Origin of the sequence: Alteromonas ponticola (genome assembly GCF_012911815.1) — a bacterium.
GTDB classification, from domain to species: Bacteria; Pseudomonadota; Gammaproteobacteria; order Enterobacterales; family Alteromonadaceae; genus Alteromonas; species Alteromonas ponticola.
This window is the reverse complement of the sequence record NZ_JAATNW010000006.1, coordinates 295,445-309,346: the sequence shown is the minus strand read 5'-3', so window position 1 is coordinate 309,346 and position 13,902 is coordinate 295,445. Positions and strand designations below refer to the sequence as shown.

Genomic DNA, 13,902 nt, shown 5'->3' with positions numbered 1-13,902 from the left:
GCTGTTTATTGACGACGGTTCGACAGGCTCTTGGTCAGCGCAAGCGCACTGTTTTTTAACGTTCGCTGTTGAGTCTGGTAATCAACATACACGATACCGAAGCGCTTTTCATATCCTAATGCCCACTCAAAGTTATCTAATAAACTCCAGACAAAATAGCCGGTAATGTTTACGCCTTGGTCCATGGCGTCGGCAACTGCATCCATATGATTTTGCAGATAGCGGATGCGTTGTTGATCATTGACTTCACCATCAATCAGGTGGTCATCGCTGGCCAATCCATTTTCCGTAATAATGACCGGAGGCAGACTGAAATCGCGGTGCAATTGTAATAACAGGTCGGTCAATCCTTGCGGATAGACTTCCCAGCCCATCGCAGTTTGTTCACTGGCATCAGGTGCAGGAAGATGAACCGGGTCGCCAGGAGCATCGCATTTAACCCGTGCACGGGTGTAATAATTTACCCCTAAATAATCAATTGGCTGCGCAATGATATCGAGATCACCGGGTTCTACGTCGGGTCGATGAGAGACCGGTATCTGGTCGATTAGCGCTGGATAGCGGCCTTCGAGGATCGGCCGGATGTACCAGTCATTAAAGTGGTCGTGAGCAAGCTGTGTAGCGCGAATATCCTGGTCGCTTTCTGATGCTGGATAAAATGGGGTGAAATTAAGCACTATTCCGCTGTGAGCTTCAGGGGCGAATCGGCGCAGTACCTTCATGCCCAGACCATGAGCCAGCAACAGGTGGTGAATAGCTTTCTTACCGTATTCTTTTTTGGCTTTTCCAGGCGCATGAATACCAACTTCGTAGCCTAGATACGCGCTACAAAATGGTTCGTTTAATGTGGCGTATGAATACACCAGCTCACCAAACGCTTTTACTACCACTTCGGCGTAGGAAGCGAACGCATAAGCAGTATCACGATTTAACCAGCCTCCCTGGTCTTCTAAATATTGCGGTAAGTCCCAATGATAAAGTGTAACGTACGCTTTGATACCCTTGGACTTCAATCTCTTTAGCAGGTTCAGGTAAAACTCTACACCGTCCTGGTTTACGCTGCCGTCCTGTCTGATAATGCGCGGCCATGAAACGGAAAATCGGTATGCATCAACATTTAAACTATCGATAATATCCAGGTCTTGTTGCCAGCGATTGACATGATCGCAGGCAATTTTGCCGTCGCTTCCATCCAGAATTTTTCCGGATTGCTGGCAGAATCGGTCCCAGATTGACTCTTCGCGACGATCGGCGGCCCCTTCAATCTGAAAAGATGACGTCGCTACACCAAAGGTGAAGGTATTACTGCGAAAGTGTGCGTTTAACGTTAAAGAGTTGCTCATACATTTGGCTTAATCGTGATAAGTGTATTTCATAAAAGAAAAAGCTAAGTTTGCTGCCGGATATTCAGCGAAGGAAACTGTAAGCGCTTTCATTACAGTTTTACAATGTTTTAACAGGGTATTGCAAGTATTATTCGCGCACAGATTCAATACGTCACATAACGTTGCCATTACGTTAAGCCCCAATCTATTGATTTATAAAAAATACTGTACGGAAAAGTTTGCTCTAAAAAAGTGGGGCGCAAAGGTTGAAGTCACTTAATTCCCTCATTGCAGGTAACAATGCAGCAAAGTGAGACCAAAATGTAAGCGCTTGCATTTTGCTTGAATGACTTTATACTCACGATATTTGTTAATGAAATGTTTGTTACTACAATTTACGTTTATTAAACAAAAAATGTTTGATACCTAGAAACCGGGAACCCGCATGACAAACTCAGCTTACGTGTCGCCATCGCCAACACACACAACATCATTCTTTGCACTTGCCACGCTTACCTCATTATTTTTCATGTGGGGTTTCATAACTGCACTCAATGACATCCTGATCCCTCATTTAAAAGGGCTCTTTTCACTCAACTATACGCAGGCGATGCTGGTGCAGTCGTGCTTTTTTGGTGCCTATTTTCTGATTTCCGTGCCTGCTGGAAAACTGGTGAATAACGTAGGCTATCAGAAGGGTATAGGGATTGGATTAGTTACCGCTGCACTTGGCTGTTTGATGTTTATTCCCTCCGCATTGGCTGCCCAATACTGGATGTTTTTAACGGCGTTATTTGTATTGGCATCAGGCATTACAATTTTGCAGGTTGCGGCGAATCCATTAGTGACCGTAATGGGGGATCCGGAAACTGCGTCCAGCCGACTGACGATGACACAGGCCTTCAATTCATTAGGCACCACAGTTGCACCATTGGTCGGCGGGATGTTGCTGTTTTCCGCCCATGGTGAAGTAAGTGCACAGGCAGAAGCGAACTCAACCATCATCCCGTATCTGGGCCTGGCCCTGGTTCTGGTGGTAATGGCCTTGATGATGATTAAGGTGCAATTACCCAAGCCCGCTGATACTGAAGATATTGTAATCGGCGAAATAACAGGTAGCGTGCTGAAACATCGCCACCTTATGCTGGGTGTCATTGGTATTTTTGTTTACGTGGGCGCTGAGGTTTCCATAGGAAGTTTTCTGGTCAACTACTTTATTTCTGAAGAGGTACTCAGTCTAAGTGAACGTCAAGCCGCCAACTTTATCGCTTACTATTGGGGTGGAGCCATGGTTGGACGCTTCATTGGCGCGGTCGTCATGCAAAAAGTCAATCCCGGCAAGTGCCTGGCGTTTAACAGCTTTTTATCCTGTGTTCTCATTACCGTTTCGGTAAACAGCTCAGGACACTTGGCCATGTGGTCAATTCTGGCGGTTGGCTTGTGCAATTCCATTATGTTTCCCACTATTTTCAGCCTTGCGCTTAAAGGACTTGGTAAACAAACCGCACAAGGCTCAGGCATGTTGTGCCTTGCCATTGTGGGCGGCGCGATTGTACCGCTAATGCAAGGCGTACTGGCAGACAGTTTCGGCCTGCAAATTTCATTTTTGTTACCCCTCATTTGTTACATTTATATTGCCTACTATGGCTTAGCAGGCTGCAAACCCGTCAAGCAGGAGGTTGCGGCATGAAAAAAACACTAATCACTATCAGCGTCCTATTGTCATGTACGTCATTTCTTTCTGCATGCAGTTATTCAGAAGCAGAAAAAACGGACTCTGCAGCGGTAGCGGCTGAAAAAAAAGCGGCTGATTTTTGGCCGGACATCTCGTTTGCCACAGCCAACCACGACGAAGTCGAGCAGCGGGTTTCAGCATTACTGAAAGATATGACTCTGAAACAAAAAGTTGCTCAGGTCATTCAACCAGAGATTCGTGACATTACGATTGAAGACATGCGTCAATACGGCTTTGGGTCATACTTAAACGGCGGGGGGGCGTTCCCTGAGAATAACAAACATGCATCTGTCGAAGATTGGGTTTCGCTGGCAGAGAAAATGTATCAGGCATCAATTGATGATTCAGTGGATGGCAGCTCAATTCCTACTATGTGGGGAACAGATGCGGTGCACGGTCACAACAATGTCGTCGGTGCAACATTGTTCCCGCACAACATCGGGTTGGGCGCCATGAATAACCCCGGTCTGATTACCCAAATTGCAGAAGCTACCTCTAAAGAAGTGAAAGCAACGGGTATTGACTGGATTTTTGCGCCAACGGTGGCTGTTGCTCGCAACGACCGATGGGGCAGAACCTATGAAAGCTATTCTGAAAATCCTGACATCGTGGGCGCCTATGCAGCCGCCATTGTGAAAGGCATGCAGGGTGATATGCGTGATGGTGTCATCGACGAATATCATGCCATCTCGACGGTTAAACATTTTCTCGGTGATGGCGGTACTCAGGACGGCGATGATCAGGGTGACAACATCAGCACTGAACAGGCGCTTTTTGACATACATGCTCAGGGTTATGTTCACGGCCTGGCTGCCGGTGCACAGAGCGTTATGGCGTCCTTCAATAGTTGGCACGGCAAGAAGATTCACGGGAGTAAATACTTACTTACCACAGTGCTTAAAGAAAAGATGGGTTTCGACGGGTTTGTCGTGGGCGACTGGAATGGTCACGGCCAGATTGAAGGATGTACTAACGAGAACTGTCCGCAGGCAATGAATGCAGGGTTGGATATCTACATGGTTCCTACCAGTGCCTGGAAACCCTTATACCACAATCTCATTGAGCAGGTTCAACAGGGGATTATCCCACAAACGCGACTGGACGACGCGGTTCGCCGTATTTTAAGAGTCAAAGTGCGTGCAGGTTTATTTGAACAACCTTCCCCCGCTAACCGCGTATTAGCAGGCAAAAGTAACCTCATTGGAGCGGATGAACATCGCCAGTTGGCTCGTGAGGCAGTACGTAAATCGTTAGTCATGTTAAAGAATAAAAAAGGAATTTTGCCACTGTCTCCTGCGTTACGCATTGGCCTGGCCGGAGACGCTGCAGATAACATCGGCAAGCAGTCAGGTGGCTGGACAATCACCTGGCAGGGAACGGGTAATACAAACGATGATTTCCCAGGGGGGAGTTCAATATTTGATGGGTTTAAAGCGCAGGTTGAAAGCGCCGGAGGCCAAATTGAGTTGGCTGAAAACGGTGACTTTACGCAAAAACCCGATGTTGCTGTGATTGTATTCGGTGAAAACCCTTACGCGGAAGGTAATGGAGATATCTCGAACCTGGAATATCAGCGCGGTGAAAAGTCTGACCTTGCGCTGCTCAAGAAACTTAAGTCACAGGGCATTCCAGTTGTATCAGTTTTTATTACAGGTCGTCCGCTCTGGGTTAACCCTGAACTAAATGCCAGTGACGCGTTTGTGGTTGCGTGGTTACCTGGCAGTGAGGGCGCAGGTGTCGCAGATGTTTTATTGAAAAGTAACGATGACGAGGTAAAGTTTGCGATGTCAGGCAAATTGCCCTTCAGCTGGCCTGCAGACCCATCACATGATGAAGTTAATTATGGTGACGGCAAAACGCCTCAATTTTCGTTTGGTTATGGGCTGAGCTACGACGATAAAGATAACCTGTCCAATGATCTGAGTGAGTCAATTGAAAATCAGGCTAATGAGGCAGAGCGTGAACTACCTGTATATGTTTTGTCAACGCAAAAACCGTGGCAGCTGGAAATTCGTGCAAACGGTGAATCAAGGATTATGAATAGCAATACTGCGTCACTCAATGATATCAATGTGCGCACAACCGATCGCAAAGTGCAGGAAGATGCACTTCTGATCCGTTGGGAAGATGCGGGTACAGTTGGTTTTTATACGCCTTTTAGTGAGGACATGCGAAACTTCAACGCACCTAATAGTGTTATCGCATTTGATATCAAGGGCTCAGCGATTGCTGGCACCCGCGTAGGCATTAGTTGTGTAAATAGTTGTGCAGAGGAGGTAAACCTGGCAACGTTTACACAAGACACCGAGGAATGGCAGGAAGTGGTCATCCCCGTTCAATGCCTTATCGACACAGGCACCAGCCTGGGTGCGGTGCAATCTGCCTTTAGTCTGCACCGCACACAACCAGGTGAATTGACCTTATCGAATCTGCGTTATACTCAGATCGCCGGGACGCTGCCGGCTTGCGAATAAATCGCAGGCTGCGGCGCTTTCGCTAGTGATGATGGACATGCCCGTTGAGCGTCTCGTCCCGACACGATTCACCGGGCATTTCAATTTCGATGGTAGTATGCCCCAGATTAAAAGGTGCTAACGCTGCATCAACTGACTGTTTAAGCTGTTTTAACGCGGCGGGTGGCAAATCGGTATGGGTAACCAGGTGCGCAGTTAATACGTGATGCTCGCCATCTAATGACCAAAAGTGCAAATGATGCATGTCTTTTACCTGCTCAAGACTCCGCAATTCATGTTGAATTTGTTTTTGCATCCCATCATCCGGCGTAGCCTGAAGAAAAAGTTTCAGGGTTTGGCGAATGTGCCGAACTACGTTAAACAAAATAAACAATGTGAAACCGATACTCAAAATAGGATCGAGGATAGGAAAAGGAAAAAAGTGTAACACAATTGCCACTATCAGCACGGCAACCCAACCAAACATATCTTCAAGCAAGTGCCAGTTAAGAACCTTCTCGTTTAGCGTGTGTCCGCCATGCAGTTTGAACGCCGCCACGCCGTTTACTATCACACCAAGCAATGCCAGCGCCATCATGCCCTCGGTAACCGGCATTTCAGGACTAAGCAGGCGCGGTATGGATTCGGTCAATACCCAAATGGAGCCCCCGACCAATATTACGCCGTTAATCAATGCACCGAGCAGACTAAGCCGTTTGAAACCATAAGTGAAGGTGTCGTCCGCTTGTTGTTTTCCCAATTTAGCTAATATCCAGGCCATACCAATGGACAAGGTATCCCCTAAATCATGCACCGCATCAGCCATGATAGCCACGCTGTTGGTTAGCAGCCCTCCCACAAATTCAACTATGGTAAAAACGAAATTTAACCAAAAGGCAAACCCCATGCGAGAGGTGTCCGTGTGGTCGTGGTGATGGTGGTGATGGTGGTGTTGGTGCACGGCTATCTTCTTTCACATCAAAGCAGAAAAAATGACTGGCGTATGTAATAGCATGCACCGCTTTACAATGAAAGCGTAAATCTGGTTTGCGTAACTAAAGCCGCGTCACCTGATAACGTGTGGGTAGGGAAACGCTTCCAATTTTTCTTGAATATGGTTTAGAATTTCAGGGATTCTGGGTGTTTGATGGCCCACCACAAATCGATTTTCGTTTTCTTCAAAAACAAAAATCTCGGTATTGATACCCTCGTTAAGCAACCATCTAAAGCCTTTGAACTCCACATCGCTGACTGTATTTCTTTTGGCCACCAGCTGTTCCATTCTCTTTTTCTGCTCTTTCTGAGGCAATTTAACGTGAGTATCTACATACAAATCTAACGCTTCTCTAAACTCCTGTTTAGTCAATCGAGAACGACTGAGTGACTGATTAACCGGCAGCAATTTAGTATTCTGCAATTGAGCGTAGGTGAGCGTATGTTTTTTTAAACATTTTTTACAGAAACGATCGTTCTTATTAGCCGCACTGTAACATTCTCCACACACATACGTATTTGCCTTAAATGTCCGCATTTCATCGGTGATCACAAGATAGTAGCCGTACAAAATATTGTCTGAGTGATGATGTTTGTGGACCACTACGAAATCTTGCAGTCTCTCTCCTGCATTGGTTGGGCTATCATGAGCCACTTCCCAGTTTTTATACAGGGGCATGCTGCTCTCCAACCATACCTCGCCAGATATTACGGGATTCTTAGTATCAAAGTAATGAGATGCGGGATAAGTAAAGAAGGGCTGGTTAGGACAGGCTTTTTTCGCCGCCTCAAAGCCCTGCTTACCCTCAAAAGCAACCACGCGGGTTACAATCAATGGCCAGCTTTTCCGCTGATTTACCACTTTATTGATTGCACTTGTTTCCAGACAACGCTTTGGGCAAAGCGACTTACATTTCGGACAACTAATGATCACTGTATGATCATGGTCAGTGTTGGCTGAAAACTGATGCGTGCAGTCTGGGCAAAAATAGCGTTTTACAGTCTTTACAGTCATGGTTACGTCGCATGCAATTCATCTATAAAATTACGTAATATTTAATCGTAAGCTTAACTGCAGATGTTGTTTTAATAATATTATGGGTAAAACTAAATAACCCTTACGTATATTCTTAGTATGATTCTTAAAACTGGGATGGCAAGTTTTTATATAGTTGATCTTAGCGCGTACACATGCAAAAGGAGCTCCTTTGGTCGTACTCATTGATTGGTTGGGCGCAGGTCAAGTTTCTGCTGTCGTTCTTTTTATATTAATCCTCGCCTCGGCGATTACATCATTTGTGACCGCCGCATTTGGCATCGGTGGCGGGGTCCTGCTGCTCGCCATCATGGCGCATTATGTACCGATTGAGGTTTTAATACCTGTTCATGGCCTGGTTCAACTTGGCTCGAACGGTTACAGAGCATGTAAAACGCATTTACACCTGGACAAGACAACGTTTAACTCGTTTGGCTTCGGTGCTGTGCTGGGGGCGGTGGCAGTATCTTTTATTCTGATTCAGCTACCATTGCAGTGGATCCAGTTAAGCGTTGGTCTATTTATTTTGTATCTGTTATGGGGGTTTAAACCCAGACCACACCAGGTATCGGCTACAGGAATGTTTGCAGTAGGTGTTGTCACAACCATGTTATCTACTTTCGTCGGCGCTACGGGGCCACTGCTGGCAGCTTTTTTACACCAGAACAAAATGGGAAAAATGGCGCATACAGCAACGTTTGCATCCTGTATGAGCTTACAAAATACGTTGAAGTTAGTTGTCTTTCTAGTAGCAGGCATTTATTTTGTTGACTGGCTTCCTTTAGCCGTTTTGATGATTATCAGCGGATTTATCGGAACGAGTGTCGGTTTAAATGCACTGGAAAAATTCTCAACAGAACTGTTCACCGTTCTGTATAGCACGATAGTGACGTTGCTGGCGCTTCACCTGCTGGTAAAGGCAGTTGTAGAACTGATTTGATGCTATCGCTGGTTTAGTTAAGCGGATCATTTTTCAAGTTTATTGGTGACCTGACTCACCGCATCGACTACCTGCCGAGCGCCCTGACGAATTTCTTCAATAACCTGTCCGGCATTTTTGGCTAATTCCAGACCTTTTTCTGCCTGCTGCTTGCCGCTGTCAACCAGACTTACAGCATCAGCTGCCAGTGACTGATTGCGCTGTACAACGCCAACAATCTCTTCCGTCGCGGCGGTCGTCCGAGAAGCAAGCTGTCTCACTTCATCTGCCACCACCGCAAAACCACGTCCCTGATCTCCGGCACGCGCCGCTTCGATTGCTGCGTTCAAAGCCAGAAGATTAGTTTGTTCGGCGATGCTGCTGATGCTTTCTATAATTGTCGCAATTTGCTGCGACTGTGTGTCCAGGTCATTAATACCCTGACTTGCTTTAACCATTTGATCGGCTAGTGAATTCATTACCTGCACAGTTTCTTTCACCACCGCACTACCACGACTGGCGGCTGCTTCAGTTTTATTAGATGTTTCAAATGCAATATCTGCCGCTTCATTAATGGTCTCTTCACGTTCTACTTGTGTGGTCACTACAGTTGCCAGCTTAACGACTTTGTACAGTACATCATGTTGATCATGCACGGGATTGTAGCTTGCCTCCAACCATACCGGATTACCGCGGCTATCAATGCGTTTGAACCGACCACTGATTGATTCACCGTGGCGTAACCGCTGCCAGAATCGGTCATATTCTGGCGAACTGGCTTCTTCTGCGGTGCAGAACATTTTATGATGCTTGCCCTTGATGTCCTTCAGCGAGTAACCCATAACATTTAAAAAGGGAGTATTTGCGGTATCTATATTGCCCTCTAAATCAAATTCAATTACAGCGGTTGAACGTTGTAAGGCTTGAATTAAATTTTCATACTCTCGCGATGTAGTAATTGTGCGAGTGAGGTCATTACCGTGCAGTGTGAAGTGCTTTAGCTCGCCCTGTTGTGACATTACAGGCTGTAAAATTACCCTTAACCACGCTTCTTCATCATTACCACGCGTACATTCAAACACTCCCACGTAATGCTTTGCTGACTTCAGCGCCTCTTCGAATCGATTGTAGTGTGGCGTGTTGCGCGCAATAGAAGGAACAAGTTGAAGGATCGGTTTACCAATCAGTTCCCTTTCGTTGAAATTCATGTCATTTTCGAACTCGCGATTTACCGAACGAATGCTGCCATCTGCATTTAATGTAACAAACAGCATTTCTTCTTCAAGGCTATCCCTTACCTGCCGTAAGCTATACAGCTCATCTTTCAATTCCTGAATTTCAGCTTTTAGATGTTGATTAAACATTTATCAACCTGTTAGATGATGTTTTTTAAAAGACTATTAGTAAAAAGTATCACTGATTTAAAAAAATGCTAACGAATCTGTCAAAATACTGAACCGCTTAAATTGTCGCCATTTAAAATGGAATGCTGCAAGTTCCTCCGTCCTCGTCCTCGATAACTTAGTGTATGAAAGAAACGACAGCGTGATGTGAAAAAACTACACAGCGAGGTTCAATGATATTTATGGCCAATATTGAAAAAACGTAAAAACTCCGTATTTTCAAAGTGATAGGCTTAGTCATATAGCAATAAGAATAGTGGCACAGTTGTCGCATAGTAAGAATCGACGGCAACGAGCAAAAGAGCAAGTGTGAAACGCTTAGGTATATCCTGAACTTCATTACTTCCTTACTATGCCCTCTTAGTTTTGTTTAGCTGATACCACGGATTTTGGAAAGTATCAGTCAAGGATGCACGGATTGATTGCAAAGCTGAGCCAACTTTTTTGCTTGATGGAAAAATGAATAGTTTGACAATTACATGGACGTCACAGAGGACAAGGTTAGATTAACCTACGACGTTGACATTGAGGTCGACAAAGCGCGGGCAAGGGAACAGTCAAAGCGCTTAAGGGAGTCAAATTGGTCGTAAACAGACCAGCCGTTGCAGCACCGTACAATGTTGACAGAAATGGATATACGTTCGCCAACAGCTTGCAGGAAGCAAAAGTAATAATCGCGATTAAGTCGGGTTTATTACTTGAGTCAAGCACTACTGGTGTCGACATAGATGTCCATGTTGAACAAAGGACTGTTACTCATTACGGCAAGGTGAAATCCTATCGCGAACAGGATTTGGCCATGGCCATTGCGAAGAACACTGATGACGTCAATGACGTAACAAGTGAACTGTCGGAAGGCAGTTAATCTCCCCTAGGTCTTCAGGACCTAACAATACCTCTGATTTTCACCCGTCATTTGGCGGGTGCTTTTTTTTGGGGCAAATTAATGTGTTAGTATGGGTACTCTTCTTGGGCGCGCATAACCTTAGTATTATTCGATGATTTTCAGCGTATTGTTTTTAGCGCTTTTTACCACCGCGATTGGACAAAGTGTCGTTATCACTACGCTGCCCTCGCTGGGACGAGAGGCGGGTTTAAGTGAAATTCAAGTCGCCATTATCATGTCCAGCTCTGCGGTCATGTTCGCGATCGGAACTAATTTGTGGAGCCGCGTAGCCAGACGCAAAGGATATCGTCGCACCTTAATGATAGGGTTGTCCGGCTATAGTATCGGCACTTTATTGTTTGCCTCCATGTGGTATTTGGGGATCCACTCTATTCTCAGTGGGGTCGGTCTGTTCCTGGCACTACTAATTTCGCGAACGCTGCAATCAAGCATTATGTCGGCTACGCCCCCTTCTGCAATCGGTTATGCCATTACGAACAGCGCACATACAGACCGAGTTAAAGCCATCAGTAAGGTAACCTCGGCAAATAATTTAGGTCAGGTGTTGGGTCCTACTTTCGCCGGAGCATTAGTGGGATTCGGTATTCTTACTCCACTCTACAGCGTTATTGTTTTGACCGTGTTGGCGTTCTTTGTCGTAAAGCGTTACCTGCCTAAGCAAATCAGCACAGTCGAACAAACCACTGCTGAGCAACCAAGTGAGCATAGTTACGTTACAGTTAAACCAATTACCGCAATGTTGGTGGTATTTTCCGCCTGCGTTTTTTGCTCGATGGCGATGCTGCAACAAACGCTGGGGTTCTTCTTTATGGACGAATATGGCGAATCAACCATTGCAGCCGCTCAGTCGGTGGGCATTGCTATGATGATAAGCGCGGCCAGCTCTTTTGCGGCTCAAATTGGCATTATTCAACGGGTCCGAATTCGGCCGGAAAAATTAATACAGCTCGCTCTGCTATTACTCGCAGTTGCTTACCTACTCTGCTTCCTTCACCAGAATACAATAGTACTTTATGTTGCTATGGTATTACTCGGGAGCGGATTAGGAATGGCCTATCCATCAATTGCTGCAATCGCTTCAAGCCGGTGCGACCCTGATAAGCAGGCGAAAGTTACCGGGCTCATCACCTCCACACCCGCGCTGGGTTATATTGCAGGCCCTCCCATTTCAGCGCTTTTATACAGCTACGATCATCGTTATCCGTTTTTGTTCGCGTGTTTGCTAATCCTTGTCATTTTCACGCTGGCGTTCATAAAGCTGCGTCCGCACAAGTAAACTTTTTAGCGTGGTTTTGCGACTTACTAACAAAGCGCCCCAAAATTCTGGTATTGTCATGCGACAGAAAAAACAGCCTCTATCCATCGATTTTCGTCAATGCATTATGCTGCCCATTTTGTGTATTTTAATCTGCTGTCTGGCCATGTTAAGCGAGCAGGCTCATGCGTTAGGCACTAATTACATGCAAGACGTTCTAAGCCCCGCTAGTGCAATGTATTTAGAGATATTTTAATAAAAGGTAACGTAAGCAAACACACCCAGACGCTACCGGCTCTATATTTGCGACAACCTGTTTAAGCTCAAAAATGCAGGGAATATAGCAGCATGGTTAACGCCAGGCTAAGTATTGCAAGCATTATATTGACCATCATGCCCCAACGAGTCTGGTAGCCAGAAGGTATCTCATCTTCATTTAATGTTTTTAGCACCTGCGCAAACTGATACGATGAAACCAATGCACATGCGCCGCCCAATAAAATAAAGGCAATACCTAATACAAACGCGGGTGTGACCAGAGATTCGTCAATATTCTGTTGCAACAATCTAACCAGTAAGCCCGCACGCTCTAAGATAAAACCAAATGCAATCAAACCTAAACTGGTCCGATTCCAGGCTAGCAGGGTGCGTTCTGCCGCAAATAAAACTCTTGGGTCCTGTAGATAGCCCATTGCTCCCCCATTAGTCGTTCTTAAACTGGAATTGCTTGATTTTCATCGGTTCAAATCGCCAGCCCCAAAGACAACCGGATGTGGCTCTTAGTGTGATAGAGCCTGATATTTTTTCATCGTCTTCGTGGGTCAATACCACCACGTAGTTAACCAAGCCTTCCGGCTCAACTTTTGTCAGTTGAACGTAGGCATCAACAATTTTAATTTCGGAGAACTGACTGACGTCGGTAAGCTCTTCCAATTGGGTATACACTGTTTTAAGTGAAGAAACCGGCGTTTTATCGGCTATATCTTCACATAGCAACTCATGTGCATTTTTAAAATCATGTTGATGTAGATACAGTTCGATAAAATTATGAGCAGGCCGTTTGGTTTTAGATATGGCGTTTTCGAAGTAAGCACTGGCATTGAACGACTCAGTCGCACCTGCTGTCATCGTGCAAAAAAAAGTTGCTACAAGCGCTATTTCTTTCATCCTGAAACCTTTGTTCAAGTTTTTCGAGAAGTTTCCACTCATCAATACGTAGTTATTAAGTAAATAGATACTTCGCTGGATAACAGGGTGGATCGTAGCGCATTTTTGATCTAATTCAATCGTGCAAAAAACACCGATTGAAGGGGTAATTTTGATGTCTGTAAAAAGGGGGGGCTAAGTAGGTTAATGAAACGCTCTTGAAGTGGCTTGCGTTTTCTCAGCCAAGATTAGCAGATTTTTTCCACGGAGAGCCGCGCTAGTCCCAACCATTAATTAAGTTGCTAGGTAGCGTTTTGAAAAACACAGATACATGGGGTAGACACCCATGGTTGACTCATCTTAATCATAAAGTTAACCAAAGACTTGATTGCTTCCATTTTTCACCTGCACTGGCTGCTTTATGTAGCGTCTGGCAAAAAAATAACATTCCAACACCACTGCTAGCGCGACGATACTCTCCATTGATCACTTCCTGATTCTAAACATCTACTTATGGTTAAAGAGAGTTTTGCAAGTAGCGGGCCAATGAGATGAATGCGCAACAAGCTGATTTTAATAGATTTTTTTGTTTGCTATTTTTTTGTCAGCCATTTATTTTCACACTGCCGGGAATATTTTACTTTTGTCTGAATCATCTGCAAGCGATTAAAACAGCGATAAGGATTCACTCTGATTCGTCGTTCAGATTCATGTCAGGTGTGATTTGTTA

12 protein-coding genes are annotated in these 13,902 nt (G+C 45.3%); 6 read left to right on the top strand and 6 right to left on the bottom strand.

The annotated features are described in order from the left end of the window. Nucleotides 1-5: 5 nt before the first annotated feature. Nucleotides 6-1,343 (bottom strand): GH1 family beta-glucosidase, encoded by a 1,338-nt coding sequence (locus HCJ96_RS12645; RefSeq protein WP_169211423.1) that lies wholly within the window; start codon nucleotides 1,341-1,343, stop codon nucleotides 6-8. Between the two features lie 427 nt (nucleotides 1,344-1,770). On the opposite strand from HCJ96_RS12645, the gene HCJ96_RS12640 reads away from it, so the two are divergent. Together HCJ96_RS12640 and HCJ96_RS12635 are read left to right on the top strand one after the other, a co-directional pair. After that, nucleotides 1,771-3,015 carry a sugar MFS transporter gene (locus tag HCJ96_RS12640; protein ID WP_169211422.1) on the top strand — a complete coding sequence of 415 codons (1,245 nt, stop codon included), beginning with the start codon at nucleotides 1,771-1,773 and terminating at the stop codon, nucleotides 3,013-3,015. Further along, nucleotides 3,012-5,534, top strand: a complete 2,523-nt coding sequence (locus tag HCJ96_RS12635; protein ID WP_169211421.1) for a glycoside hydrolase family 3 protein — start codon at nucleotides 3,012-3,014, stop codon at nucleotides 5,532-5,534. The genes HCJ96_RS12640 and HCJ96_RS12635 overlap by 4 nt, the downstream gene beginning before the upstream one ends. A gap of 22 nt (nucleotides 5,535-5,556) precedes the next feature. Here the strand turns inward: HCJ96_RS12635 and HCJ96_RS12630 are convergent, their stop codons facing one another. Both HCJ96_RS12630 and HCJ96_RS12625 read right to left on the bottom strand, forming a co-directional pair. Then, nucleotides 5,557-6,420, bottom strand: coding sequence for a cation diffusion facilitator family transporter (locus tag HCJ96_RS12630; protein ID WP_169211534.1), 864 nt, complete (start codon nucleotides 6,418-6,420; stop codon nucleotides 5,557-5,559). A gap of 159 nt (nucleotides 6,421-6,579) precedes the next feature. Further along, nucleotides 6,580-7,521 (bottom strand): hypothetical protein, encoded by a 942-nt coding sequence (locus HCJ96_RS12625; protein WP_169211420.1) that lies wholly within the window; start codon nucleotides 7,519-7,521, stop codon nucleotides 6,580-6,582. A gap of 157 nt (nucleotides 7,522-7,678) precedes the next feature. On the opposite strand from HCJ96_RS12625, the gene HCJ96_RS12620 reads away from it, so the two are divergent. Then, entirely contained in the window at nucleotides 7,679-8,482 is an 804-nt protein-coding gene (locus tag HCJ96_RS12620; protein WP_246261363.1) for a sulfite exporter TauE/SafE family protein, read from the top strand. 26 nt (nucleotides 8,483-8,508) lie between these two features. Here HCJ96_RS12620 and HCJ96_RS12615 read toward each other — a convergent pair whose 3' ends face one another. After that, nucleotides 8,509-9,825, bottom strand: coding sequence for a methyl-accepting chemotaxis protein (locus tag HCJ96_RS12615; protein WP_169211419.1), 1,317 nt, complete (start codon nucleotides 9,823-9,825; stop codon nucleotides 8,509-8,511). A gap of 619 nt (nucleotides 9,826-10,444) precedes the next feature. Between HCJ96_RS12615 and HCJ96_RS12610 the strand changes: the two genes are divergently transcribed. The 3 genes from HCJ96_RS12610 to HCJ96_RS12600 all read left to right on the top strand — a co-directional run bounded on the left by HCJ96_RS12610 (nucleotide 10,445) and on the right by HCJ96_RS12600 (nucleotide 12,282). Further along, nucleotides 10,445-10,729, top strand: coding sequence for a BON domain-containing protein (locus tag HCJ96_RS12610; protein WP_169211418.1), 285 nt, complete (start codon nucleotides 10,445-10,447; stop codon nucleotides 10,727-10,729). A 133-nt stretch (nucleotides 10,730-10,862) separates the two neighbouring features. Then, on the top strand, nucleotides 10,863-12,047 hold the full coding sequence (locus tag HCJ96_RS12605; protein ID WP_169211417.1) for an MFS transporter: 1,185 nt from the start codon (nucleotides 10,863-10,865) through the stop codon (nucleotides 12,045-12,047). Nucleotides 12,048-12,105: 58 nt separating this feature from the next. Beyond that, nucleotides 12,106-12,282: a hypothetical protein gene (locus HCJ96_RS12600; RefSeq protein ID WP_169211416.1), complete on the top strand. Its 177-nt coding sequence runs from the start codon at nucleotides 12,106-12,108 to the stop codon at nucleotides 12,280-12,282. 67 nt (nucleotides 12,283-12,349) lie between these two features. Here the strand turns inward: HCJ96_RS12600 and HCJ96_RS12595 are convergent, their stop codons facing one another. After that, entirely contained in the window at nucleotides 12,350-12,718 is a 369-nt protein-coding gene (locus tag HCJ96_RS12595) for a YidH family protein (RefSeq protein ID WP_169211415.1), read from the bottom strand. Between the two features lie 10 nt (nucleotides 12,719-12,728). Then, on the bottom strand, nucleotides 12,729-13,193 hold the full coding sequence (locus HCJ96_RS12590; RefSeq protein ID WP_246261361.1) for a hypothetical protein: 465 nt from the start codon (nucleotides 13,191-13,193) through the stop codon (nucleotides 12,729-12,731). Nucleotides 13,194-13,902: the final 709 nt, after the last annotated feature.

Excerpts from the sequence above, each read along its gene's own strand:
- HCJ96_RS12645 (WP_169211423.1), bottom strand. The coding sequence starts at position 1,343 with ATGAGCAACTCTTTAACGTTAAACGCACACTTTCGCAGTAATACCTTC.
- HCJ96_RS12640 (WP_169211422.1), top strand. The coding sequence starts at position 1,771 with ATGACAAACTCAGCTTACGTGTCGCCATCGCCAACACACACAACATCA.
- HCJ96_RS12635 (WP_169211421.1), top strand. The coding sequence starts at position 3,012 with ATGAAAAAAACACTAATCACTATCAGCGTCCTATTGTCATGTACGTCA.
- HCJ96_RS12630 (WP_169211534.1), bottom strand. The coding sequence starts at position 6,420 with ATGGGGTTTGCCTTTTGGTTAAATTTCGTTTTTACCATAGTTGAATTT.
- HCJ96_RS12625 (WP_169211420.1), bottom strand. The coding sequence starts at position 7,521 with ATGACTGTAAAGACTGTAAAACGCTATTTTTGCCCAGACTGCACGCAT.
- HCJ96_RS12615 (WP_169211419.1), bottom strand. The coding sequence starts at position 9,825 with ATGTTTAATCAACATCTAAAAGCTGAAATTCAGGAATTGAAAGATGAG.
- HCJ96_RS12605 (WP_169211417.1), top strand. The coding sequence starts at position 10,863 with ATGATTTTCAGCGTATTGTTTTTAGCGCTTTTTACCACCGCGATTGGA.
- HCJ96_RS12600 (WP_169211416.1), top strand. The coding sequence starts at position 12,106 with ATGCGACAGAAAAAACAGCCTCTATCCATCGATTTTCGTCAATGCATT.
- HCJ96_RS12595 (WP_169211415.1), bottom strand. The coding sequence starts at position 12,718 with ATGGGCTATCTACAGGACCCAAGAGTTTTATTTGCGGCAGAACGCACC.
- HCJ96_RS12590 (WP_246261361.1), bottom strand. The coding sequence starts at position 13,193 with ATGAAAGAAATAGCGCTTGTAGCAACTTTTTTTTGCACGATGACAGCA.